Genomic DNA, 21,964 nt, shown 5'->3' with positions numbered 1-21,964 from the left:
GCGGTAACCAGAAGGTCAGGATAACGGCCCGTGCCGTCCCGTGTGACCCAAAACGTCACCGGCGTTCGCGGAAAGTCACAACAGCGCCGGAAACACCGCCGGTGTCACGCCTTCCGGCGCCCCAGGCGGCGGCGCCGGTAGAGGCTCGCGGCGCGCAGGGTGGCGTCGAGCGAGAACCGGGTGTCGGCGTCGTCCAGGCTGTCGCCGAGGTAGCCCTCCAGCTGGCGGAGCCGGTACCGGACGGTCTGCGGGTGGATCTTGAGCCGCTCGCCGATGTCGACCGCGGTGGCGCGGGTGGTGACGGACTCGGCGAGGGTCTCCACCAGGCGCTTGCGCTGCCCGTCCGAGACGTCCTGGAGCGGCTCCAGGTGCCGCCTGGTGAGCTCTTCGATCAGCGGCGGGTCGGACAGCAGCCACATGGTCATCAGGTGGTTCTGGCACGGGATGAGGGAGCCGTCCGGGATGATCCCCTCCTCCGCGAGGGCGAGCACGCGGCGGGCCCAGCGCAGCGAGTGCGTGGCCCGTTCCAGCGGGAGGGTGAGGCCGAGGACGCAGCTGGCGTCCGACAGGGCGGCGCGCAGCATGCTCTTGCGGTCGGCGGTGAGCGGCCCGGGGACGAGCAGGCACGGCTCGGCGGAGTCGAAGTCGGTGAGGACGTCGGTGTCGAGCGCGGAGCGCGTGCAGGGCGCCTCGGGGTGGACGGCGATGAGCGTGGCCTCGGCGGGCAGCGGCCACCAGCCGGTGGACTTGGCGAGGTCCTCGATGGCCTCGGGGACGACGGCGGGCCGCTGCAGGATGAGGTGCAGCAACCGGCGCCGCTCCTCGCGGCGGCGCATGTCGGCGTGCCCGGTGGCCTGCTGGTAGCCGAGGCGGGCCTGGGCGACCGATTCCTCCAGGTACACGAGCATGGCGTCGACGGCGGCGGCCACGACGGAGGTCGGGACCTGCTCGCGCTCGGCGAGGACGGCCGTCCGGCGCCAGGCGACGTGGAAGGCGATCCGGGCGGCGGCCTGCAGGTGGTCCAGGGAGCGCCCCTCGATGGCCTCGAAGCGCCCGAGGGTGCGGCAGGTCTCGTCGCGCTGGGCGGTGGAGGCGTTCGGGTCGGAGACGCGCTCCAAGAACGTCGGCAGCAGCATGTCGGCGCAGAGCCGGAGCGTCTGGTCGTAGGACGGGTCGGGCCGGTCGTATTCGGGGATGTTCTGCTTGATCTCCGCGACGATCTCGTTCGTCACATCGGCCAGTTCGGCCCGCAGCAGCTCGAGGAAATCCCGGAAGTCGATCTGACTCCTGCCGTGTTCGGACAATTCCAATGCCTGCGACATGGAAAGGAAACCTCCGCATCGAGCCGGCCGGTACGGGGTGGCCGTCCCGGCGGGACGGCGGCTCCGGACGGGGGTGTGCCGGACGGGAAGCGAGCAGCGTGGGCGAGTTCGAGAACACCGCGAACATAAAGTCGCCAGTCCCGGCTGGCAAGGGGCTGCGGCATGATCGGCCGCACGGGGCCGCCGCTTTGCGCGCGATGTGACAAGAATGACGTTCGGTTGCTGGATCGGTGACAACCGCGGCGGCCGGGTGCGCGTCGGCGCGCGGCCCGCCGGCAACATGTTACCGGTTGGTAGTCACTCGCGACGGGTTCGCGGAGATCGAACACTAAGTCGGTGACAAATTCCGGCGGCCATTTACCGAATTGTGCCGAAGATACCGCGAGCCCCTATTGAATTCCGTGTCTACTGGGCCGTAACGTCCTCGCAACCTCCTGCCCTATCGCGAGTGGTGGTGTCGTTGGGAATTGAAGTCGTCGTCGAGGGGCTGACGAAAGTGTTCGGCCGGCAGACGATCTGGCGGGATGTCACCCTCACCCTCCCGCCGGGAGAGGTCAGCGTGCTGCTCGGGCCGTCCGGCACCGGCAAGACGGTGTTCCTCAAGTCGCTCGTCGGCCTGCTCAAGCCCGAGGAGGGCCGGGTCATGATCGACGGCGTCGACATGGTCAACGACCGCGACCGCGACGTCTTCGAGGCCCGCAAGCGGTTCGGCCTGATGTTCCAGGACGGCGCCCTGTTCGGGTCCCTGCCCCTGTACGACAACATCGCGTTCCCGCTCCGCGAGCACACCCGCAAGTCGGAGTCGGAGATCCGCCGGATCGTGCTGGAGCGGATGGAGATGGTCGGCCTCGCCGGCGAGGAGCGCAAGCTGCCCGGCCAGATCTCCGGCGGCATGCGCAAGCGCGCCGGCCTGGCCCGCGCGCTCGTCCTCGACCCGGAGATCATCCTGTGCGACGAGCCGGACTCCGGCCTCGACCCGGTCCGCACCGCGCACATCTCGCAGCTGCTCATCGACGTCAACGCGCGGATCGACGCGACGATGCTGATCGTCACGCACAACATCGACATCGCCGCGACCGTGCCCGACAACATCGGCATGCTGTACCGCCGCGACCTCGTCGCGTTCGGCCCCCGCGAGGCGCTGCTGACCAGCGAGGAGCCGGCCGTCCTGCAGTTCCTGCACGGCGACACCCACGGCCCGATCGGCATGTCGGAGGAGAAGGACGCGGCGCTGCTCGCCGCCGAGGCCGCGGCCCCGGCGCGCACCCACCGCACCCTGGAGATCCCGCCGCAGCTGCGGCCGACGCCCGGGATGCCGCCGCGGCAGGCGGAGCAGCGGCACGCGATGGCGGTCGACGCGATGATGCCGCGGCTGTCCTACGCGGCGCAGCAGGCGATCCGCGCCAACCGCGCCCACCAGCAGCGGGAAGGCGGCTTCCATGGCGCGAACTGACATGGCGGGAACTGACATGCCGCACACCGACAGGGCGCGAACTGAGCACCCGACCGCACGGCGCGGCGACGCGCGCGTGCCCGTGGAAGGAGACGCGCGTGGCCGCACCTGACGCCGCGGTCCCCGGCGCCGGCGCGCTGCGCCAGACCGGGCGGCTGTTCGCGCTGGCCGGGACGGTGCTGGCGCTGTCGTTCCGGCGCCCGTTCCAGCTCCGCGAGCTGGTCCAGCAGTTCTGGTTCATCGCGTCGGTGTCGATCCTGCCGACCGCGCTGGTGTCGATCCCGTTCGGCGCGGTCATCTCGCTGCAGGTCGGGTCGCTGGCCAAGCAGCTCGGCGCGCAGTCGCTCACCGGCGGCGCGAGCGTCCTCGCGGTCGTGCAGCAGGCGAGCCCGCTGATCGTGGCGCTGCTGATCTCCGGCGCGGCCGGGTCGGCGATCTGCGCCGACCTCGGCTCCCGGACGATCCGCGAGGAGATGGACGCGATGGAGGTGATGGGCGTCTCGCCCATCCAGCGCCTCGTCGTCCCCCGGGTGCTCGCCTGCATGGCGGTCGCGGTGCTGCTGAACGGCCTGGTCTCGGTGGTCGGCGTCGCCGGCGGCTACTTCTTCAACGTGCTGCTGCAGGACGGGACGCCCGGCGCCTACCTCGCCTCGTTCTCCGCGCTCGCGCAGCTCCCCGACCTCTACATCGGCGAGTTCAAGGCGCTGATCTTCGGGTTCATCGCCGGGGTCGTGGCCGCCTACCGCGGCCTGAACCCGAGCCCCGGCCCGAAGGGCGTCGGGGACGCGGTCAACCAGTCGGTCGTCATCACGTTCCTGATGCTGTTCTTCGTCAACGTCGTGCTGACCGCCATCTACCTGCAGGTCGTCCCCCCGAAGGGAGCGTGACATGGCGGTTCCCGGGGCTCGCCGGCTCAAGCCGGTGAAGCTGGTCTCCTGGCTGGACCAGCCCGGCGACCAGCTCGGCTTCTACATCCGGGCGCTGCTGTGGACGCCGCGCGCGATCCGCCGCTACCTGGGCGAGTCGCTGCGGCTGCTCAGCGAGGTCGCGTTCGGCAGCGGCGCGCTCGCCGTCATCGGCGGCACCGTCGGCGTGATGATCGGCATGACGATCTTCACCGGCGTCGTCGTCGGGCTGTCCGGCTACGCCGCGCTCGACCAGATCGGGTCGGCGGCGTTCACCGGGTTCATCTCGGCGTACTTCAACACCCGCGAGATCGCGCCGCTGGCGTCCGGGCTGGCGCTGTCGGCGACGGTCGGCGCGGGGTTCACCGCGCAGCTCGGCGCGATGCGGATCAACGACGAGATCGACGCGCTGGAGGGCATGGGCATCCAGTCGGTGCCCTACCTCGTCACGACCCGGATCATCGCGGGCACGGTCGCGATCATCCCGCTGTACGGCATCGGGCTGCTCAGCTCGTACCTGGCGTCCAGACAGGTGACGATCTGGTTCAACGGGCAGTCGGCCGGCACCTACGACCACTATTTCAACCTCTTCCTCGCCCCCGAGGACGTGCTGCTCTCGTTCGCGAAAGTGCTGATCTTCAGCGTGATGGTGGTGCTGGCGCACTGCTACTACGGCTACCGCGCGGTCGGCGGCCCCGCCGGCGTGGGCGTCGCCGTCGGCCGCGCGGTCCGCACCGCGATCGTGCTGATCAGCGTGACGGACTTCTTCGCCAGCCTCGCCATCTGGGGCGCCACGACGACGGTGAAGGTGACGGGCTGACATGGCGAGACGAACGACCCGGCACGTGGTCGGGCAGCGCCTCACGGGGGTGGCGTTCCTGCTCGTCCCGGCGCTGCTGATCTGGCTGTCGATCGCGATCTACGACAAGCAGTTCACCGAGGCGACGAGGGTGACGCTGCGCACCTCGACGGCCGGGCACGAGATGCACCCGATGGCGGACGTGAAGGTCCGCGGCGTGGTCGTCGGCGAGGTCCGCTCCATCAAGGCGGACGGCGCGGGCGCGAAGCTGGAGCTGGCGCTGAAACCGGGGATGACCGACCGGATCCCGGCGGACGTCCAGGCGCGGCTGCTGCCGACGACGGTGTTCGGCGCCCGGTTCGTCTCGCTCGTCCCGCCGCCGGGGTCGGCGGGCCGGCCGATCGCCGACGGCGACGTCATCTCCGAGGACCGCAGCGAGAACGCGGTGGAGCTGTCGGAGGTCCTGAACCACACGATGGACCTGCTCAACACGCTCCAGCCCGCGAAGCTGTCGGCGACGCTGAACGCCATGTCGCGGGCGCTGGAGGGGCGCGGCGACCAGATCGGCCGCAACTTCGAGCAGCTCGACGCGTTCCTGACCAGGATGAACCCGGAGGTCCCGGCGCTCACCCGCAACCTCCAGGAGCTGGCGGAGTTCACCCAGCACGCCTCCGACGCGGCGCCCGACCTGCTCCAGGCGCTCACCGACTTCACGGTGACGAGCAAGACGATCGTGGAGCAGCGCACCGCGCTCGCGACCCTGTACGACGCGGTGTCGGGGTCGTCGGCCGACCTCCAGGACTTCCTGGACGCCAATTCCGGCAACATCATCGCGCTGGCGACCGAGAGCCGGGGGAGCCTGGAGCTGATGCGCCGCTACGCCCCGGCCGCGCCCTGCACGTTCCGCACCCTCGCCGGCTTCATCCCGACGATGAACAAGGTGCTCGGGAAGGGCACGAACCAGCACGGCGTGCACGGCGTGGTGGTGCCGCTCAAGAGCAAGGGCCGCTACGTGCCGGGCAAGGACGCGCCGCGCTACGACGGCGGCAACGGGCCGCGCTGCCCGAGCGTCCCGTACCTGGCGACCGGGAACGGCGTGCGGGTGCTGCCCGCGGGCGGCGCCCCCGGCAAGGCGGGCGCGGCCGGCAGCGGCCTCGGCCCGGCGAACTCGGCGTCGGAGAACGACCTGGTCAACGAGCTCGCCGGCCCGCCGCTGGACGAGGTCCCCGAGGAACTGCCGGACTGGTCGAGTGTGCTGGTCGGGCCGATCTACCGGGGCACGGAGGTGACGGTCAAGTGAGGCTCACCGGCCAGGGGATCAAGGGCATGGGCTTCCCGCTCGTCAGCTCGCTGATCTTCATCGTGGTGACGGTGCTGGCGACGGCGCTGCTGGCGTCCAGCATCACCGGCGCCACCAGCGGCGACCGCGTCACCTACTACGCGAAGTTCACCGACGTCGCCGGGCTGCACCCGGGGCACGGGGTGCGGATCGCGGGCGTCGAGGTCGGCCAGGTCGAGGAGATCAAGGTCAGCGACCGGCGGCTCGCCCGGGTGAAGATCTCCGTCGACAGGGACCGGCAGATCCCGGCGTCGGCGACCGCAGCCGTGAAGTACCTGAACCTGGTCGGCGGGCGGTACATCGCGCTCGGCCAGGGCACCGGTTCGCCCGGCGACGTGCTGAAGCCCGGCGGGACGATCCCCGTCGAGCACACCGCCGGGACGCTCAACCTCACGCAGCTGTTCCAGGGCTTCCAGCCGCTGATGCAGGCGCTGTCGCCCGGCGAGGCGAACAAGCTGTCGGAGTCGATCGTCAAGGTGCTCCAGGGCGAGAGCGGCACGGTCGAGAGCCTGCTGCGGACCGTCGGGCAGCTCACGAGCACGCTCGCCGCCAAGGACAAGGTGATCGGCCAGCTCATCGCCAACCTGGACAGCGTCGTCCAGACCATCAACAGCCGTGACCGGCAGCTCGTCGACCTGGTCACCACGCTGCGCCGGTTCACCTCCGGCCTCGCCACCGACCGCAAGCCGATCGGTGAGGCGCTCGGGTCGATCGCCGACCTGACCACCGCCACCGCCGGGCTGCTCCAGGTCACGCGGGACCCGCTGAAGGACGACATCGTCCAGCTCGGCCGGCTCAGCGACAACCTCAACCGCGACGAGCCGCTGCTGACGCGCTTCCTCCAGCGCTCGCCGGCCAAGATGGCGGCCTTCGGGCGCCTGGCCTCCTACGGCTCGTGGGTGAACTTCTACCAGTGCGAGGTGAAGTTGATCGGCGTCAGCTACGCGGGCTCCGACCTGTCGGAGCAGCCGCCGCCGACCGGCCTCCCCATCAAGGACGCGAGGTGCCGCGGATGACGCCCCCGACCCCGCCGCCCGGCGGCCCGCCCTCCCTCCCCCCGGGGGGCGGGCCGCCTCCCGGCGGACCTCCCGCAGGAGGTCCCCCCGCGGGTGGTCCTCCCGCAGGCGGGCCGCCCGCGGGAGGGCCGCCGCCCCGGCCGCTGCCGCGCGCCCTGCCGCGCCCGAAGAAGGAGCGCCCGCGGCTGAAGCCGCTGCGCGAGCGCAACCCGGTCGTGGTCGCCGTCGTCGGCATCGTGATCCTGCTCGTCCTCGGCACGCTCGCCTACCGCGCCGACCGGCTGCCGGTCATCGGTGGCGGGACGACCTACAGCGCGTACTTCTCCGAGGCCGCCGGGCTGAAGGGAGGCCAGGAGGTCCGCGTCGCCGGGGTGAAGGTCGGGAAGGTCACCGACGTCTCGCTCAAGGGCAACAAGGTCAAGGTGACGTTCCGGGTCAAGGACACCTGGATCGGCAACGCCACCCGCGCCACCATCATGATCAAGACGCTGCTGGGGTCGAAGTACCTCCAGCTCGACCCGCTCGGCTACCGGAAGCAGAACCCGGAGCAGACGATCCCGCTCGACCGGACGGTGGCCCCCTACGACGTCACGACGGCGTTCCAGGACCTCGGCCGGACGTTCGAGGACCTCGACACCGCCAAGCTCGCCGCGAGCCTGGAGACGATCTCCACGACGTTCGAGGACACACCGGCGAGCGTCCGGGTCGCGCTGCACGGCCTGTCGTCGCTGTCCACCACGATCGCGTCGCGGGACGCCGAGCTGTCCCGGCTGCTCGCCGGGACCAAGCAGCTCTCGGGCACGATCGCCGCGCAGAACTCCCAGTTCGAGACGCTGTTCAAGGACGGCAACCTGCTGCTGGCCGAGCTGCGGCAGCGCCGCGACGCCATCCACGCGCTGCTCGTCGGCACCAACCGCCTCTCCAACGAGCTGGTCGGCCTGGTGAACGACAACCGCCGCACCCTCGGGCCGACGCTGGCGTCCTTGGAGCGGGTCACCACCACCCTCGAACGCAACCAGAAGAACCTGGAGCGCGTGCTGGAGACCGCCGCCCCCTACGTCCGCGTCCTCGGCAACGCGACCGGCAACGGCCGCTGGGTGGACGGCTACCTGTGCGGGACCGTCCCCGACGAGTACCTGGAGAACGGCAGGTGGAAGGACCGGCCGCTGCCGGGCCACTGCAAGCCGCCGCACCTGACGGGAGGCCGGTGACATGGCGTCCTCCACGACGCGCACGGCGAAGCTGCCGAAGCTCGGCTCACCGATCCGCGACCACCGGACGCGGGTGGTGCAGGCGCTGATCGCGGTGTTCGTGCTGCTGGTCGCGATCGCGCTCGTCCCGCTGCTGAGCGGCGGGCCGACCCACAAGATCACCGCGTACTTCGCCACCGCGATCGGCGTCTACCCGGGCTCCGACGTCCGCGTCCTCGGCGTGAAGGTCGGGGCGATCGACTCCATCGAACCGCTCGGCGACAAGGTCAAGGTCGAGATGCGGGTGGACGACGAGATCGACGTCCCCGCCGCCGCCCGCGCCGTCGTCATCGCGCCGAACCTGGTGTCGGACCGGTACGTCCAGCTCGACCCCGCCTACAGCGGCGGCCCGAAGATGGCCGACGGCGCCTCGATCGACGTGAACAACACCGCGACGCCGCTGGAACTCGACCAGCTCTACACCGCCGTCCGGAAGATCTCCGGCGACCTCGGCCCGCAGGGGCTGAACGCCCAGGGCGCCCTGTCGGACGTCATCCGGGTCGGCGCCGCCAACCTCGGCGGAAACGGCCAGGCGCTCAACACGATGATCTCCGACCTCGGCAAGGCGTCGCAGACCCTCGCCGACAACAGCGGCGACCTGTACGCCACCATCGCCAACCTCAACAAGTTCAGCGAGATGCTCCGCGCCAACGACGGGCAGATCCGGCTGGCCGAGAACCAGCTCGCCGAGGTGAGCCGGTTCCTCGCCGCCGACCGCGACGAATTGGGCGCGGCGCTGCGCAGCCTCGCGCGGGCGCTCGCCGAGGTGAAGGGGTTCGTCCAGGACAACCGGGCGGCGCTGAAGACGAACGTTGGCAAGCTCGCCAAGGTCACCCAGGTCCTGGTGGACGAGCGGGCGTCCCTCGCCGAACTGATCGACACCGCGCCGCTGGTGACGCAGAACGCGCTGAACGCCTACGACCCGAAGACCCGCACGCTGATGGCGCGCGGCAACCTCCTGGAGATCACCAAGGCGTTCGGCAGCCTGGACCAGCCGGGCGTCGACCCGCCCGCCGCCGACCAGCGGCCGCTGTGCGCCGCGGCGGCGTCCGCGACCGCGACGCTCCGCGAGCAGTGCGACCGGCTGAACAAGGGCGGGCTGGTCGCCGTGGCGCCCACCCAGCAGACCGGCCTCCCGGCCCTGCCGCTGCCGCCCGCGGGCAAGATCTACGCCGGCTCCACCGGGAAGAAGGGGGACCGCTGATGCGCGTGCCCAAGCTCGTCGCGGCCCTCACCGCCGGCGCCGTGCTGGCGGCGGGCTGCTCGGTGCGGCTGGAGGACGTCCCGCTGCCCGGCGGCGCCGACGTCGGCGACCACCCGTACACGGTCAGGGTGCAGTTCGAGGACGTGCTGAACCTCGTCCCGCAGGCGGCCGTCCGCGTCAACGACGTGCCGGTCGGCCGGGTGAAGAAGGTGTCGCTGCCGAAGGGCGCGTGGCAGGCCGAGGTGACGCTGATCATCAACGGCGACGTGCACCTGCCCTCGAACGCCGTCGCGAACCTGGAGCAGTCGAGCCTGCTGGGGGAGAAGTACGTCAAGCTGGCGGCGCCCACGACGGCGCCGTCCCCGCAGCGGCTCACCGACGGCGCCGTGATCCCGGCGTCCCGCACGACGCGCAACGCCGACACCGAAGAGGTGTTCGGCGCGCTGTCGCTGCTGCTGTCGGGCGGCGGGCTCCCGCAGATCCGCACGATCAACCGGGAGCTGAACCAGGCGCTCAACGGGCGCGAGGACAAGGTCCGCTCCGCGCTGGAGAACCTCAACACCTTCACCTCGACGCTGAACCGCAACCGGCAGTCGATCGTGAACGCGCTCGACGGGCTGAACCGGCTGTCGTCCACGGTCGCGTCCCGCAACGGGCAGGTCTCGACCGTGCTGACCGACCTGTCGCCCGGCCTGAAGGTGCTGGAGGAGCAGCGCGGCCGGCTCGTGGAGATGCTGCGCCGGCTGGAGAAGCTGTCGGACGTCGCCGTCAAGACGATCAACGCCAGCAAGGACGACACGGCCGCGAACCTGCGGGCGCTGTCGGTCATCCTCCGCAAGCTCGCCGACTCCGGCCGCGACCTGCCGAAGTCGCTGGAGATCCTGCTGACGTACCCGTTCACCGACGAGGCGCTCAAGGCCATCAAGGGCGACTACCTCAACGGCTACGTCACCGTGATCGCGGCGGAGGGGTTCGACTGCGTCGTCCCGCCGATCGAGGAGACCGACCCCTTCGAGCATGCCGATGAGAACGAGGGCCTGCGGAAGACGGAGAAGAAGGCGGAAGAAAAGGACACTGAGCCGACGGACGCGAAGTCGAACCCGCTTGCCGCACCACCTGGGTACGTCGGTCCGTTGCCGAAGCCCTGCCCGGACACCGCGGCCCGGCCCGGCACCAAGGCCGCGGTCCCCGGCGCGGGCACCCCCACCACCCAGGCTCCCGCCTCGCGAGCGCCGCAACCGGTCGCGCCGCGCCAGGCGCCCCGGAACGAAAGCCCGAGCAGCGAGCCCGCCCTTCCGCTGCCGACGCTCGGGGAGGGGAACTGACATGCTGACCGCGGTCACCCGCATCAAGATCGCCGTGTTCGCCGTCATCGCGGTGCTGGTCATCGCCTACATCGGTACCAACTACGCCGATGTCGGACGTTATGTCGGGCTGCGCGGCTATTACACGGTCCGGCTCGACCTGCCCAGCACCGGCGGCCTCTTCGAGGGGTCGGCGGTGTCCTACCGGGGCGTCACCGTCGGCAAGGTCGGCAAGCTCGACCTCACCTCGGACGGCGTCGTCGCCGAACTTCATATCGACAACTCCTCACCCGACATCCCGCGCAGCCTTGAGGCGGTCGTGGCGAACCGCTCCGCCGTCGGTGAGCAGTACGTCGACCTGCGGCCCCGCGCCGACGCCGGACCCTACCTCGCGGAGGGGACCACGATCCCGCGAAGCGTCAGCACCGTCCCGGCGCCGGTGAACGAGACGCTCAAGAGCGTCAACGACTTCACCGCCTCGCTGCCGCTGAACGACACCAAGACGCTCATCGACGAGCTGGGGCTGGCGTTCGCGGGGCAGGGACCGCACCTCCAGCAGCTCCTCGACACCAGCGCCCGGTTCGTCTCAGCGTCCGACGCGGCGTTCCCCGACACCCGCGCGCTGATCCACAACGGGCAGGTGGTGCTGCAGACGCAGAACGAGATGTCGGGGGCGTTCAAGTCGTTCGCGTCCGACTCCCGGCTGCTTGCGCGGCAATTCCGCGACTCCGACACCGACCTGCGCAAGCTCATCGCGGCCGGGCCCGGCGCGGCGAACGAGATGTCGGCCCTGCTCCGCGACCTGGACCCGAGCCTCAGCGTCCTGCTGGCGAACCTGCTCACGACCGCGCGCATCGGCTCTCCACGCCAGGCCGCGATCGAGGAGATGCTCGACAACCTCCCGAAGGTCGCGGGCATCGGCCCCAGCATTGTCGATGACGGTCTGCTCCGCATGGGCCTCGTGACCACGTTCTTCAACCCGCAGCCCTGCACGCGCGGCTACGGCAAGACCCGCTACCGCGAGGGGCATGACGAGTCGCCCGCGCCGCCGTTCAACACCGACGCGCACTGCGCGGAGAGCCCGAGTACCGGCATCAACGTGCGCGGCTCCGCCAACGCGCCGCACAAGGGCGTCCCGGCGCCGGCCAAGCCGGGCACGCTGAGCGGCACCCGATCGGCCGGTCTGATCGACTCGCTGGGGCTGTCCGCCGGTGCGAGGCCGCCGACGTCCGGTGACCTCGCCACCCTCCTCGGGCTCGGAGGCACGCGATGACCGAGGAGGCGGCGGCGGTGCCGCGCGGATTCGCCCGGTTGATCCGGTGGATCCGCCCGGCCGGCTACGTCCTCGTGGCCGCCGCCACCGTCCTCCTCGGCCTGTCGTTCTGGTCGCTGTTCCAGTCCGGCCGGGGCGCCGACCACGATCTCGCCTCCGCGCGGGACGACGTGACGCGGACCGCCGTCCGTGACCTCGCGCTGGTCAACAGCATCGACCCCAAGGTGGCCGACCTGGACATGACGCACTGGATGGACGTCGCCACCGGCCCGTTCGCCGACGCCCTGAAACGCGACATGCCGAACGCGCGCGCGAAGTTCGCCAAGCAGAAGACCCCCTCGCACGGCCGGGTCACCGCGCTCGCCGTCACCGCGCTCGACCGGTCGGCGGGCGAGGCCACCGTCCTCGCCTCGGTGCGGATCTTCACCGAGCCCGCCGCCGGCGCCGCGCAGGGGACCGAGCAGCGCAAGCGCTACGAGGTCGAGATGCAGCGCGTCGGCGGCATCTGGAAGATCAGCTCGCTGAAACCGCTGGCACCCGGGGGGAGCGGGCCATGAGCATCACCGAGGAGCGCGCCGCGCGCCGTGACCCGGCCCCGCGGAAGAAGCGCGCAAAGAAGACCGCCCGGCGCCCGCTTGTCTCCCGACTCAAGCGGGCCGCCGGGCTGGGGTGGCCGGTGGCCCTCGCCGTGGCGCTGTGCCTGTCCGCCTTCGCCGTCGACAGCTGGGCCGACAGGAGAAGCGAGCGGTCACCGGCCGCCAACCGCGCACTCGTCGACAAAGCCGATACCGGCAAGGTCGTCGCCGACGTCTCGGCGAAGGTCGTACGGATCTTCACCTACACCTACACCGACCCGGCGGCCACCGAGCGCGCCGCGAACGACGTCCTCACCGGCCGCGCCGTCGGCGACTACCGCAAGCTGTTCGGCCTGGTGAAGCAGAACGCACCGGTCATGAAGCTCGCCCTCACCACGAAGGTGACGAAGGCCGGGCTGATCAAACTCAGCCGTGACAGGACGGCGGTCCTGCTGGTCATGCTCGATCAGCGGACCACTCGGGCCGGGAAGGCGACCGGTCCGCCGGTCGCCGCCCAGCTCATCGTCACGGTCCGCGACGACCACGGCTGGCGCATCAGCGACCTCCGGGCCGCCTGAAGGAAAGGGGTGGATTCAGGTGTCCAAGACGAAGACCGCCGATACGGCGGCCGAGGAGCCCGAGGTTCAGGCCGAGGAGCCTGAAGAGCCCGAGGCCCGGGACGGCGGGGAGTCCGCCGAGCCGGAACCGGCTGAGGACGAGAGCGGCGAGATCCCGGAGCCGACCGGGAGGAAGTCCGACAAGACGTCGAAGCCGAAGTCGTCGGAGAAGGACGCGGACGAGAAGCCCCGGCGCAGGCTCTCCAAGGACCCGCTCATCAGGATCGCGTCACTCGTGACGCTGATCGCGGCGGGGGCCGCCGCCTGGTTCGGCTGGTCCTACCACGCGGCGTCCGGCGACGACTCGCTGGCCTACGCGGCCGAACGGGACCGGGTGCTCGCCGTCGCCGGGCAGGAGATCGTCAACCTCAACACCCTCGACTACCGCCAGGTGGACGCGGGCCTCAAGGTGTGGCAGGACTCGGCGACCGCGCAGCTCTACGACCAGATCGTGCAGGGCCGGGAGCGGCTGAAGACCGAGGTGCAGAAGGCGAAAACGACCAGCACCGCGAAGATCCTCGAATCCGGGCTCACCGAACTCGACACCCGTGCGGGCAAGGCGGCCGTCATCGCGGCCGTCCGCATCACCATCACCGGCGCCGACGGCAAGCCGGTCGACAACACCCGGCGCATGGCCGGCCAGCTCACCCGGACCTCGGACGGCTGGAAACTGTCGGCGCTCGGCCAGGCCCCGACCGGAACGCCCTGAGCGGGGAGGAGAAAGCGAATGGCAGCGATCACTTCAGCCGGCCGGTTCGTCCCGGGCACCGCGCGCACCCGTCTCGTCGTCCTCCTCGGCGCGCTGACAATAGCGCTCGGTGGAGTCGCCGCCTGGTCGAACGCCCAGGAGCGCGACCTGGCGGGCGCGACCTCCGCGCAGAACGACGCCCTCAGTGACAATGGCCGAACCGCCGAGGTCAAAGGCCAGGTGACCACGGTCGTCAACACGGTGTTCTCCTACAACTACGCCGACGTGGCAAAGACGGAGAAGGCGGCGCAGGAACTACTCACCGGAAAGGCCGTCCAGCAGTACAACCAGCTGTTCGCCCTGGTGCGCAAGCAGGCGCCGCAGCAGAAGCAGGTACTCACCACGTCGGTCACCGACTCGGCGGTGAAGTCCCTGACCGGCGACCGTGCCCGCCTGCTGATCTTCGCCGACCAGCGCAACACCCGCACCGACACGAACAAGACGAGCTACTCCGCGGCCGTCTTCGCCGTCGACGCCCTGTACGCAAACGGCAAATGGAAGATCTCCGCCATCGACACCCTCGGAGCCTGACATGCGGAAGCTCGCTCGCAGGGCACTGACCGCCATAGCGGCCACGGCCACCGCCGCCGCCCTTACAGCAGCTCCGGCCGCAGCGGACCCGGTCACCTACACCATTCAGAACGGCGGCTACCTCACGGGATTCAACGTGGGTTCCTTCATCGGCTTCGGCGAAATCAATGGGGCGACCCTGGAGTGTACTTCCTCCACCATCACCGCCTGGACCCGGAAGGATACGAGTGGCAACCCGATCGTGAATGGCACTGCGAACGGTGACGGTATCGCCACGCTGGACAACGTGACCTTCTCCTCGCCCGGCCAGGTCAACGACTGGTGCGTGGCCAACGGTACCTTCCCGACCCAGGTGACGCCGCTGGGCCTGCCGTGGATGTTCAACGCCACGGGCGAGGGGACGAGTTCGGGCCCGGGAGGGACGACGGACGGCCGACTGACCGGTGTCCAGTTCAAGTTGCACATCGAAGGCTGGGGTCTGTGTGACGCAATCATCGGGGGACCAGGAGCAGGTGGTTCAGATAGCTACTACGAGGCCACGTATTACAACCCATCGACGCTTACGGATAACGACGGTGCACTCGATATTCCATACTTGGGCAGCCAAAATGCGAAGGTACTCAGTATCTCGGATCCTGAAGGTTGCTGGATGCTCTCAGTGGGTGAGACGTTCGAGTTCGTCGGCATGTACAACCTGACGCGAACTACCCCCAATCCACCGGCGGCCGGTATCAGCCCGACGATCGACTAGCGCGGGAGATATGCAACCCGGCTTTAATCCGATGATTTCCGCCACCGACACCTTTGGAGCCTGCCCTGCGGAAGCGCACCCGAGGTGAGCGGCTGTCAACCCTCGATGAAGGGAAGCGGACCGACATGCGAAAGACAATCAGAAAGGCTCTGATCGCTACGGCGGTCGGGGCCACAGCCGTCGCTCTCACGGCAGCTCCGGCTTCGGCCGACCCAATCACCATCCAGAACGGCGGCTATGTCGCTGGAACCGACCTGGGCAGCTTCTTCACCGTCGACAACGGATTCATGGAGGGGTGCAGATCGTTGGCGGCCACCGGCCACACGCCGACCGTGGACGGCCCCCTGCTCGGCAGCCTCTTCACATTCGACGACGTAACCTTCTCCTGGGACGGCCAGGTCGAAGACTGGTGCCTGTTGAATGGTTCCGTTCCGATCCAGGTGACGGCTCTGGGCTTGCCATGGACCTTCGACCTCACGGGTGGGCACACTGGCTCGGGCCCGGGAGCGACGATGGAAGGCCGACTGAACAACGTCCGGATCAGGCTGTACGCGTCGAGTTTGGCCTGTGACGCCACTGTCGGTGGGCCGGGCGCAGGCGGCTCGGACGGTTATGTCGAGGGCACCTACACCAATCCCTCGACGCTGACAGGTAACGACGGCACGCTCTCGATGCCATACGGGGCCGTGAACAACCTGCGGGTGACCAGCGTGACCCCGGGCTGTACCGGACTGTTCGCAGTCGGTCAAACGGTCGCGCTCGCCGGCTACATCCAAGTGAACCGGACCAGTCCCGTTCCGCCGGCGGCTGGAATCAGCCCTACGGTCAATTTCTAGTGCGGGAGATACGGGACGGAGAAATGTCGAGATGCGAAGGTTGTGACGCAAAGGGATGGCCGCCGCCGCGGCGACGACCGCGGCCTGTGCACCCGGCGCCGTCCCGGCGTACGACATCTCCACTACGTCCGTGCTGTTCTGCGCGTCATCGTCACTTGCCGGTGACACGCCGAACCACTTGGGTCACTCTCCGCGATCGACGCGGTGTCTTTCTCCCAACTCGGAAAAGTCAACGACTGATGCGTGGCCAACGGGTTAATTCCCGTGCAGGTGGTTGCGGTGAACCTGCCGTCGCTCTTCGCCGCGGACAGCGCTTTGGGCGGACGGGCGGACGTCAGCCTGCCTCGCACTGAGGACGCTCTCCGTGCCGTTCAACGCAACGGAGGCTCATGGCTCAGTGGAGATCCTTCCATGCCAGCGAATGGCGGATCGGCGCGCGAATGGCCTGCCGTGTACGGGTACCGCCGTGTACGGGCGCCGGCTGTTCAAGCCGACTATAAGTCGGTGATAAATACATAATGATCGATTGCTAAGCGATTGACAATCTGCAGTGGCAACTTCCATGAAGTCAGCAAAGATGTTCGGATGACACTTGAGAAGTGCACTACTGGCGGGTATATTCCGATATGAGTACGGCAGGACTGGGTGGTCTTGCGGCGAAGTCGAAGGAGTTCGGCTTCCGGGGTTCTGCTCCCATCAACCCGGAGGAGTTCGACCTGTAGAACGCGGTCAGTGTCCCTACGAGTAGAAGAAACCACCCCCCGTGAAGGGAAAAGGACTGACATGCGAAAGATCGCCAGAAGGGCCCTGACCGCTGGTGCGGTCGCGGCCACCGCCGTCGCCCTCACCACCATGCCGGCCTCTGCGGACCCGGCGACGAACTTCGACGTCCAAAACGGTGGAACCATCGCCGGAAGCAACGTGGGTTCCATCATCGGCTTCGGCCTGATCAACGGGTCCACCCTGGAGTGCACGTCCTCGACGGCCTCCGGCAGCCTGCCGAGCGGCACCGCACGGCCCGGCACCGGCATCGCCACGCTGAGCAGCGTCACCTTCTCCTCGCCCGGCCAGACCAACGACTGGTGCGTGGCCAACGGTTCCATCCCGACCCGGGTGACGGCCCTGGGCACGCCGTGGTCGTTCAACGCTGACGACGATGGCCCCGGAAGCGACTCGGGCCCGGGAGGGACGACGGGCGGCCGACTGACTGGCGTCCAGGTCGAGCTGTACGGGCCCAGCGTTGGGTGCACGGCGACCGTCGGCGGGCCGAATGGCAACGATGGCTACATCGAGGGCACCTACACCAATCCCTCGTCGCTCACGGGCAACGACGGCACGCTCTCGGTGGCGTTCGGGGCCTCGAACAACCTGGAGGTGCTCACCGCGTCGAGCCCGGGCTGCAACGGACTGGTCGATGTCGGTGAAACGGTCTCGCTCGCTGGCACGTACAGCGTGGTCAACTCCAGCGGGGTCAGCCCGACGATCGACTGACCTCATGAGATGAGGCGCGGTCCTTGTTCGAGCCGCACCCGGGTGCTCGCCATCCGGGTGCGGTTCACCGTCGATTAAAGGATGTGACAATGCACCGGTTGTTCAGAAACGCCGCGCGGATCGGGGCGCTCACGGCCGTGATCGTGGGCGGTGGGACAGTAGCCACCATCCCGTCGGCGATGGCCGACATCGGTGCTGACATCGGGCTTGTATGCTCCGGTACGTCCGGGACCCACAAGGTGAGGCTGCGGATCGAAACGACGGCGCCCTCGTCCGGAACCGTCGGGCAGCCGGTCCAACTGGGCACGGTTAAGATCGACGTTGGTGTTCCTGCCGAGCTGGCGTCGAAGGTTCGAGCGGGATCCCCGGGCGGTCCCTCGGCCTCGCCAGTGACGAGTGTCACGCCCTCGTCCACAGCTCCCCCCGCGCTCAGCGGAGTCGCGGAGATACAGGTCGCCGTCCGTGCGCCTGATCGGGTTCAGGACAGTGGATGGCCGGCTTTCGCTCTGGCGGCCGCACCCTCATACGGTGACGGAATCGTGCATCTGACCGGTAGCGGGATCGCGCCGCCGGTGACCCCGGATTCAGCGGGTGGACTGTCGTGGTCGGCCGGGGGACTGGACCTGTCGTTGGTGCCGGCCGAAACGAGCGCGAGTAAGGACGGAGCAGAGACTGCGCTGCACTGTACGGCGGAGAAGGAGACCCTGCTCGGAACCGTACGGATAGCCCGCGGGAATGAAGCGGCGGGTCCGAGTTCGTTGAGCACGCCAGCCTCTCAGCCGGCCGCGTCCCAGACACAAATGTGCGAGCTCCTTCCGGCTCGGGGGACGGATCCAAGATATGCCATCAATTATGAAGATCCCGTACTGAAGAAGCTCTATGATTCTCCAGCAGTTCCGAAAACCGTACGGGATCCAATTCTTGGGGATGGACTTCCGTTTTGCATCAAAGGTGCGGGGTTCCTCAATGCCAAGAAGGTCGGCTATGCCGTCCCGGTTGCCGTTGAAAGTAGTACGAGATTCCAGACTGAAAATCGCTTTGGCAATTTGGTTACTGGGCCAAATCTTGACGAAAAGCGTGGATATGGAATAACTCGCACCAATCCCATTCCCGCCACCATCCTGGGTTTCGGATTCATGCCGACACGTGCGGTGGCAGAGGCCGTGCAGTCCGGTCCTCCCGGGAAACCAAATGACCCGATCACGGCGAATCTTCGACTTGTCCGCAAGCAATTCCAGCAATTCAGGCAGCCCGGCATAGGGACTGCTCAGCTCGGTGCGAGTTCATACGTTCGGATCAAAGCGGTCAAGGCCGAGGTCAATGGAGTGCCGATTGACCTGGGTGAACAGTGCACGACGAGCCCGACCGCCTTCGTGGGGAAGGCGTGGCTGGGCGGTGATCGCACCGGTTATTTGGACTACAAGGAGGGTCAGACCTTGGTCGTGGATGACCTGGATATTCCCTTCTTCTCTGGTTGTGGAGTGACGGAAGATCTGAGTCCGATCCTTACCGCGAGTGTTTCCGGGTCGGGTAACTACGCAAATGTGAATACAGGAACGTGGTGTGATCTCCGTACTGGAGCCCAATGTGTCGATAATGCGGCTCCGCTGCCTGCAACAGTCACTGTTCCGCAAGGCGGGGACACCAACGTGACGGGGCATCAGTTCCTTCTCACTAGAAACTCTGGCACCCCGGAGAAAGCCCAGTTCGGGTGCGAGTCGATGGCCATGCGATTCGATCTCAAACGAGGCCACTGGCTGCCGCGCTACATGCTCGCTAAGGGTAACCTGTCCCTTGAGGGCTGCAAGGTCAAGACATCTGATGGCATCGAGTATCCAGTGGTGGAAAGCACCCAGGAAGGCCCGTTGTGGCTGAGCGTCCGGGAATACGAAACCCGGATGACCATGCAGGTGACCGGGCTGATGCTCAACGTCGGTGTGGACGTCGACGACGACGGCGCCGCCGACTGCTCGGTCCAGATCAACCATCCACAAGCTCAATCCGGCATCAATCAACGATTGTCCGGAATGCCTGGATCGTTTCTGGGAGAGTACGACAATGGTACGCTCAACCTGCTAAGCCATGATCTGGAAGTCGCACCCGAGTCGACCTGTAGTCTTTCGGGTTTCACGAGGACAAATCCTGCGATGCGCCTCCCGCTTGTCGGGGGTGTTGGCACCAACTTCGCCTTTACTCCGAAGCAGCAGATTATCTGGGACAGGCCCTGATCGATCATGCGTTTGCCACGTAGTGTCTCCTCCCGGCGCGTCTGTTAGCGCTGGGGCGTAAGAGCCGGCTGCATCTGCCGCACCACCCCGGCGCGGTGCAGCCAGGCCGGCTCGCCGCGGACCCTTTCAGTCCGCGGCGAGTGCGGCCGTTCCGTTCAAGTCCTCCCGCCATGTTCCCCGCCAGAGCTGGGCAAGCCTTGGATGACGCGTCCTCCCCGCCTGGTTATATGCGGTCGGTGATAATACCGATCCCGCTCGGGGGACCCATTCTTGATATTCGCTAACAAAGCGAAAAGATCTTCATGTTCATGCGTTGCGGCGTATTGAGCTGTCATTGTTTCGGTATTAGCCTCCAGTTGGGAATCGAGGATCCTCTCATCGGGGATCCGCCTCACGGTTCCGTGTCGGCGGATCACAGTGTGGCCGTCCGACGCCCTGTGTCCATTTCTCCCGGCACAAAGAAAGGACAGGCTGGTGAAGTTCACCCGTATCCGGAGGCGTTCCCGGTTCGCGCTTCCCGCCGCGCTCGCTGCAGCCGCAACTCTCACCTTCGGCTTGGCGTCCCCCGCTTCGGCGACCAACCCGGACCCGATCCCGTCGAGCTTCGACTTCTCCGACTGCCCGCCCCTCCCGGAGGGGGCGCACCCGACCTTCTCGAACTGCTACGTGGGCATCATCACGAGCGGCACCTTCAAGATCGGGAACTTCGACCAGGCGATCGAGGAGCCGATCAGGTTCACGTACGCGAACACCTTCAACCCCACCACGTTCGAGACCAAGGTCCTCTTCGGAGGGCTCGAGGCGCCGAAGATGCTGGTCCAGGACGGGCTGTTCGGTGACCCGTTCCTCACTGCCGTGTACGCCAAGGTCGAGTACGCCGGCAAGTTCGAGATGCCGGTCAGCTCGGACTTCGAGATCACCCTCGGGGTGAAGGTCCGGCTCATCAACCCGATCCTCGGCAGCAACTGCACGGTCGGCACCAACTCGAACCCGATCACGCTGAAGCTGACCACCGGCACCACCAACCCGCCCGCCCCCAACACCCCGATCACCGGTGAGGGCCTCCAGGTCGTGCAGACCACTCCCGAGGTCGTTCGGAGCGCCAAGCACGTCGGCAACGACTTCGCGGTGCCCGGCGCCAAGGGCTGCCTGTTCGGCGGCGGCGTCGCCGACTGGCTGGTGAACCAGATCGGCGGCTTCCCCTCGGCGGCCGGCAAGAACACGATGATCCAGAACGAGTACATCGTCAAGAAGACGTACGCCCAGCTCGGATCCTGAGCCCGCCCGACCGGTCCGTGCCCGCGGCGACCCCGCGGGCACGGTTCCACGGCCTGGCCGTCCGCCGTTCAATGCCCGCTCCCCCTGGCAAGATGAAAGGACGGACTCGTGAAGTCCACTCGTTTCCGGAGGCGTCGTTCCCGGTTCGCGCTTCCCGCCATGGCCGCCGCTGCGCTGCTGACCTTCGGCATGGCGACCGCTGCCTCGGCGGCCAACCCGGACCCGATCCCGTCGAGCTTCGACTTCTCCGACTGCCCGCCCCTCCCGGAGGGGGCGAACCCGACCTTCTCGAACTGCTACGTGGGCGTCGTCACGAGCGGCAGCTTCAAGATCGGGAACTTCGATCAGCAGATCGAGGAGCCGCTCAGGTTCACGTACGCGAACACCTTCAACCCCACCACCTTCGAGACAAAGATCATCTTCGGAGGCCTTGAAGCGCCGAAGATGCTCGTCCAGCCCGGGCTGTTCGGTGACCCGTTCGTGTCGGCCGTGTATGCCAAGGTCGAGTACGCGGGCGCGTTCGAGATGCCGGTGAGCTCTGACTTCCAGATCAAGCTCGGGGTGAAGGTCCGCCTCATCAACCCGCTGCTCGGCAGCAACTGCTATGTCGGGTCCAACGCGAACCCGATCCTGCTGAACCTCACCACGGGGACCACCAGCCCGCCGCCGCCCAACACCCCGATCACCGGCGAGGGCCTCCAGGTCGTGCAGACCGACCCCATCGTCGTCCGGTCCGCCAAGCACGTCGGCAACGACTTCGCGGTCCCCGAGGCCGACAACTGCGCGTTCGGCGCCGGCGTCACCGACTGGCTGGTGAACCAGATCGGCGGGTTCCCCTCGCCGGCCGGCACCAACACGATGATCCAGAACGAGTACATCGTCAAGAAGACGTACGCCGAGCTCGGATCCTGAGCTGCCCGACCGGTCCGTGCCCGCGGCGACCCCGCGGTGCACGGCGGCGGGTACACCAGCGGCTCGGGAGGGGTCGGCTGGTACGACGGCGCCGAACTCGCCGCCGAGGGCGACATCGTCGTGGTGACCCTC

At 68.2% G+C, this 21,964-nt stretch carries 20 protein-coding genes; 19 read left to right on the top strand and 1 reads right to left on the bottom strand.

Features of this window, described 5'->3' with window-relative positions; all coding sequences use genetic code 11:
- Positions 1 to 104: 104 nt before the first annotated feature.
- Positions 105 to 1,322 carry a helix-turn-helix domain-containing protein gene (locus AB0K34_RS34035; protein WP_138638954.1) on the bottom strand — a complete coding sequence of 406 codons (1,218 nt, stop codon included), beginning with the start codon at positions 1,320 to 1,322 and terminating at the stop codon, positions 105 to 107.
- 460 nt (positions 1,323 to 1,782) lie between these two features.
- Between AB0K34_RS34035 and AB0K34_RS34030 the strand changes: the two genes are divergently transcribed.
- From AB0K34_RS34030 to AB0K34_RS33940, 19 genes are all read left to right on the top strand, one after another.
- On the top strand, positions 1,783 to 2,775 hold the full coding sequence (locus AB0K34_RS34030) for an ATP-binding cassette domain-containing protein (RefSeq protein WP_301176180.1): 993 nt from the start codon (positions 1,783 to 1,785) through the stop codon (positions 2,773 to 2,775).
- 98 nt (positions 2,776 to 2,873) lie between these two features.
- Positions 2,874 to 3,662, top strand: a complete 789-nt coding sequence (locus tag AB0K34_RS34025) for an ABC transporter permease (RefSeq protein WP_138638956.1) — start codon at positions 2,874 to 2,876, stop codon at positions 3,660 to 3,662.
- 1 nt (position 3,663) lies between these two features.
- The gene (locus AB0K34_RS34020) at positions 3,664 to 4,500 is read left to right on the top strand and encodes an ABC transporter permease (RefSeq protein WP_138638957.1); all 837 of its coding nucleotides are present in this window, start codon (positions 3,664 to 3,666) and stop codon (positions 4,498 to 4,500) included.
- Position 4,501: 1 nt separating this feature from the next.
- A complete protein-coding gene (locus AB0K34_RS34015) occupies positions 4,502 to 5,779 on the top strand; it encodes an MCE family protein (RefSeq protein ID WP_301176179.1) in 1,278 nt (425 codons plus the stop codon).
- Positions 5,776 to 6,834, top strand: coding sequence for an MCE family protein (locus AB0K34_RS34010; RefSeq protein WP_364553049.1), 1,059 nt, complete (start codon positions 5,776 to 5,778; stop codon positions 6,832 to 6,834). The genes AB0K34_RS34015 and AB0K34_RS34010 overlap by 4 nt, the downstream gene beginning before the upstream one ends.
- Entirely contained in the window at positions 6,831 to 8,045 is a 1,215-nt protein-coding gene (locus AB0K34_RS34005) for an MCE family protein (RefSeq protein ID WP_364553048.1), read from the top strand. The genes AB0K34_RS34010 and AB0K34_RS34005 overlap by 4 nt, the downstream gene beginning before the upstream one ends.
- Before the next feature lies 1 nt (position 8,046).
- On the top strand, positions 8,047 to 9,288 hold the full coding sequence (locus AB0K34_RS34000; protein WP_364553047.1) for an MCE family protein: 1,242 nt from the start codon (positions 8,047 to 8,049) through the stop codon (positions 9,286 to 9,288).
- A complete protein-coding gene (locus AB0K34_RS33995) occupies positions 9,288 to 10,613 on the top strand; it encodes an MCE family protein (RefSeq protein ID WP_364553046.1) in 1,326 nt (441 codons plus the stop codon). The genes AB0K34_RS34000 and AB0K34_RS33995 overlap by 1 nt, the downstream gene beginning before the upstream one ends.
- Position 10,614: 1 nt before the next feature.
- Positions 10,615 to 11,865 carry an MlaD family protein gene (locus tag AB0K34_RS33990; protein WP_301176174.1) on the top strand — a complete coding sequence of 417 codons (1,251 nt, stop codon included), beginning with the start codon at positions 10,615 to 10,617 and terminating at the stop codon, positions 11,863 to 11,865.
- On the top strand, positions 11,862 to 12,422 hold the full coding sequence (locus tag AB0K34_RS33985; protein ID WP_138640488.1) for a hypothetical protein: 561 nt from the start codon (positions 11,862 to 11,864) through the stop codon (positions 12,420 to 12,422). Before AB0K34_RS33990 ends, AB0K34_RS33985 begins: the two co-directional genes overlap by 4 nt.
- Positions 12,419 to 13,018, top strand: coding sequence for a hypothetical protein (locus tag AB0K34_RS33980; RefSeq protein WP_364553044.1), 600 nt, complete (start codon positions 12,419 to 12,421; stop codon positions 13,016 to 13,018). The genes AB0K34_RS33985 and AB0K34_RS33980 overlap by 4 nt, the downstream gene beginning before the upstream one ends.
- Before the next feature lie 19 nt (positions 13,019 to 13,037).
- Positions 13,038 to 13,766, top strand: a complete 729-nt coding sequence (locus AB0K34_RS33975) for a hypothetical protein (protein WP_364553042.1) — start codon at positions 13,038 to 13,040, stop codon at positions 13,764 to 13,766.
- Between the two features lie 18 nt (positions 13,767 to 13,784).
- Positions 13,785 to 14,336: a hypothetical protein gene (locus AB0K34_RS33970; protein WP_364553041.1), complete on the top strand. Its 552-nt coding sequence runs from the start codon at positions 13,785 to 13,787 to the stop codon at positions 14,334 to 14,336.
- A gap of 1 nt (position 14,337) precedes the next feature.
- Positions 14,338 to 15,087, top strand: coding sequence for a hypothetical protein (locus AB0K34_RS33965; protein ID WP_364553040.1), 750 nt, complete (start codon positions 14,338 to 14,340; stop codon positions 15,085 to 15,087).
- Positions 15,088 to 15,212: 125 nt separating this feature from the next.
- Positions 15,213 to 15,923, top strand: a complete 711-nt coding sequence (locus tag AB0K34_RS33960) for a hypothetical protein (protein WP_364553039.1) — start codon at positions 15,213 to 15,215, stop codon at positions 15,921 to 15,923.
- Positions 15,924 to 16,706: 783 nt separating this feature from the next.
- On the top strand, positions 16,707 to 17,414 hold the full coding sequence (locus AB0K34_RS33955; protein ID WP_138640493.1) for a hypothetical protein: 708 nt from the start codon (positions 16,707 to 16,709) through the stop codon (positions 17,412 to 17,414).
- A gap of 89 nt (positions 17,415 to 17,503) precedes the next feature.
- The gene (locus AB0K34_RS33950; RefSeq protein ID WP_301176168.1) at positions 17,504 to 19,642 is read left to right on the top strand and encodes a hypothetical protein; all 2,139 of its coding nucleotides are present in this window, start codon (positions 17,504 to 17,506) and stop codon (positions 19,640 to 19,642) included.
- Positions 19,643 to 20,116: 474 nt separating this feature from the next.
- A complete protein-coding gene (locus tag AB0K34_RS33945; RefSeq protein ID WP_301176167.1) occupies positions 20,117 to 20,920 on the top strand; it encodes a hypothetical protein in 804 nt (267 codons plus the stop codon).
- A gap of 159 nt (positions 20,921 to 21,079) precedes the next feature.
- Positions 21,080 to 21,832, top strand: coding sequence for a hypothetical protein (locus tag AB0K34_RS33940; protein ID WP_364553036.1), 753 nt, complete (start codon positions 21,080 to 21,082; stop codon positions 21,830 to 21,832).
- Positions 21,833 to 21,964 lie beyond the last annotated feature (132 nt).

Source organism: Actinomadura sp. NPDC049382 (genome assembly GCF_040677125.1).
Taxonomy (GTDB): Bacteria; Actinomycetota; Actinomycetes; order Streptosporangiales; family Streptosporangiaceae; genus Spirillospora; species Spirillospora geliboluensis.
This window is presented reverse-complemented; position numbering and strand designations above follow the sequence as displayed.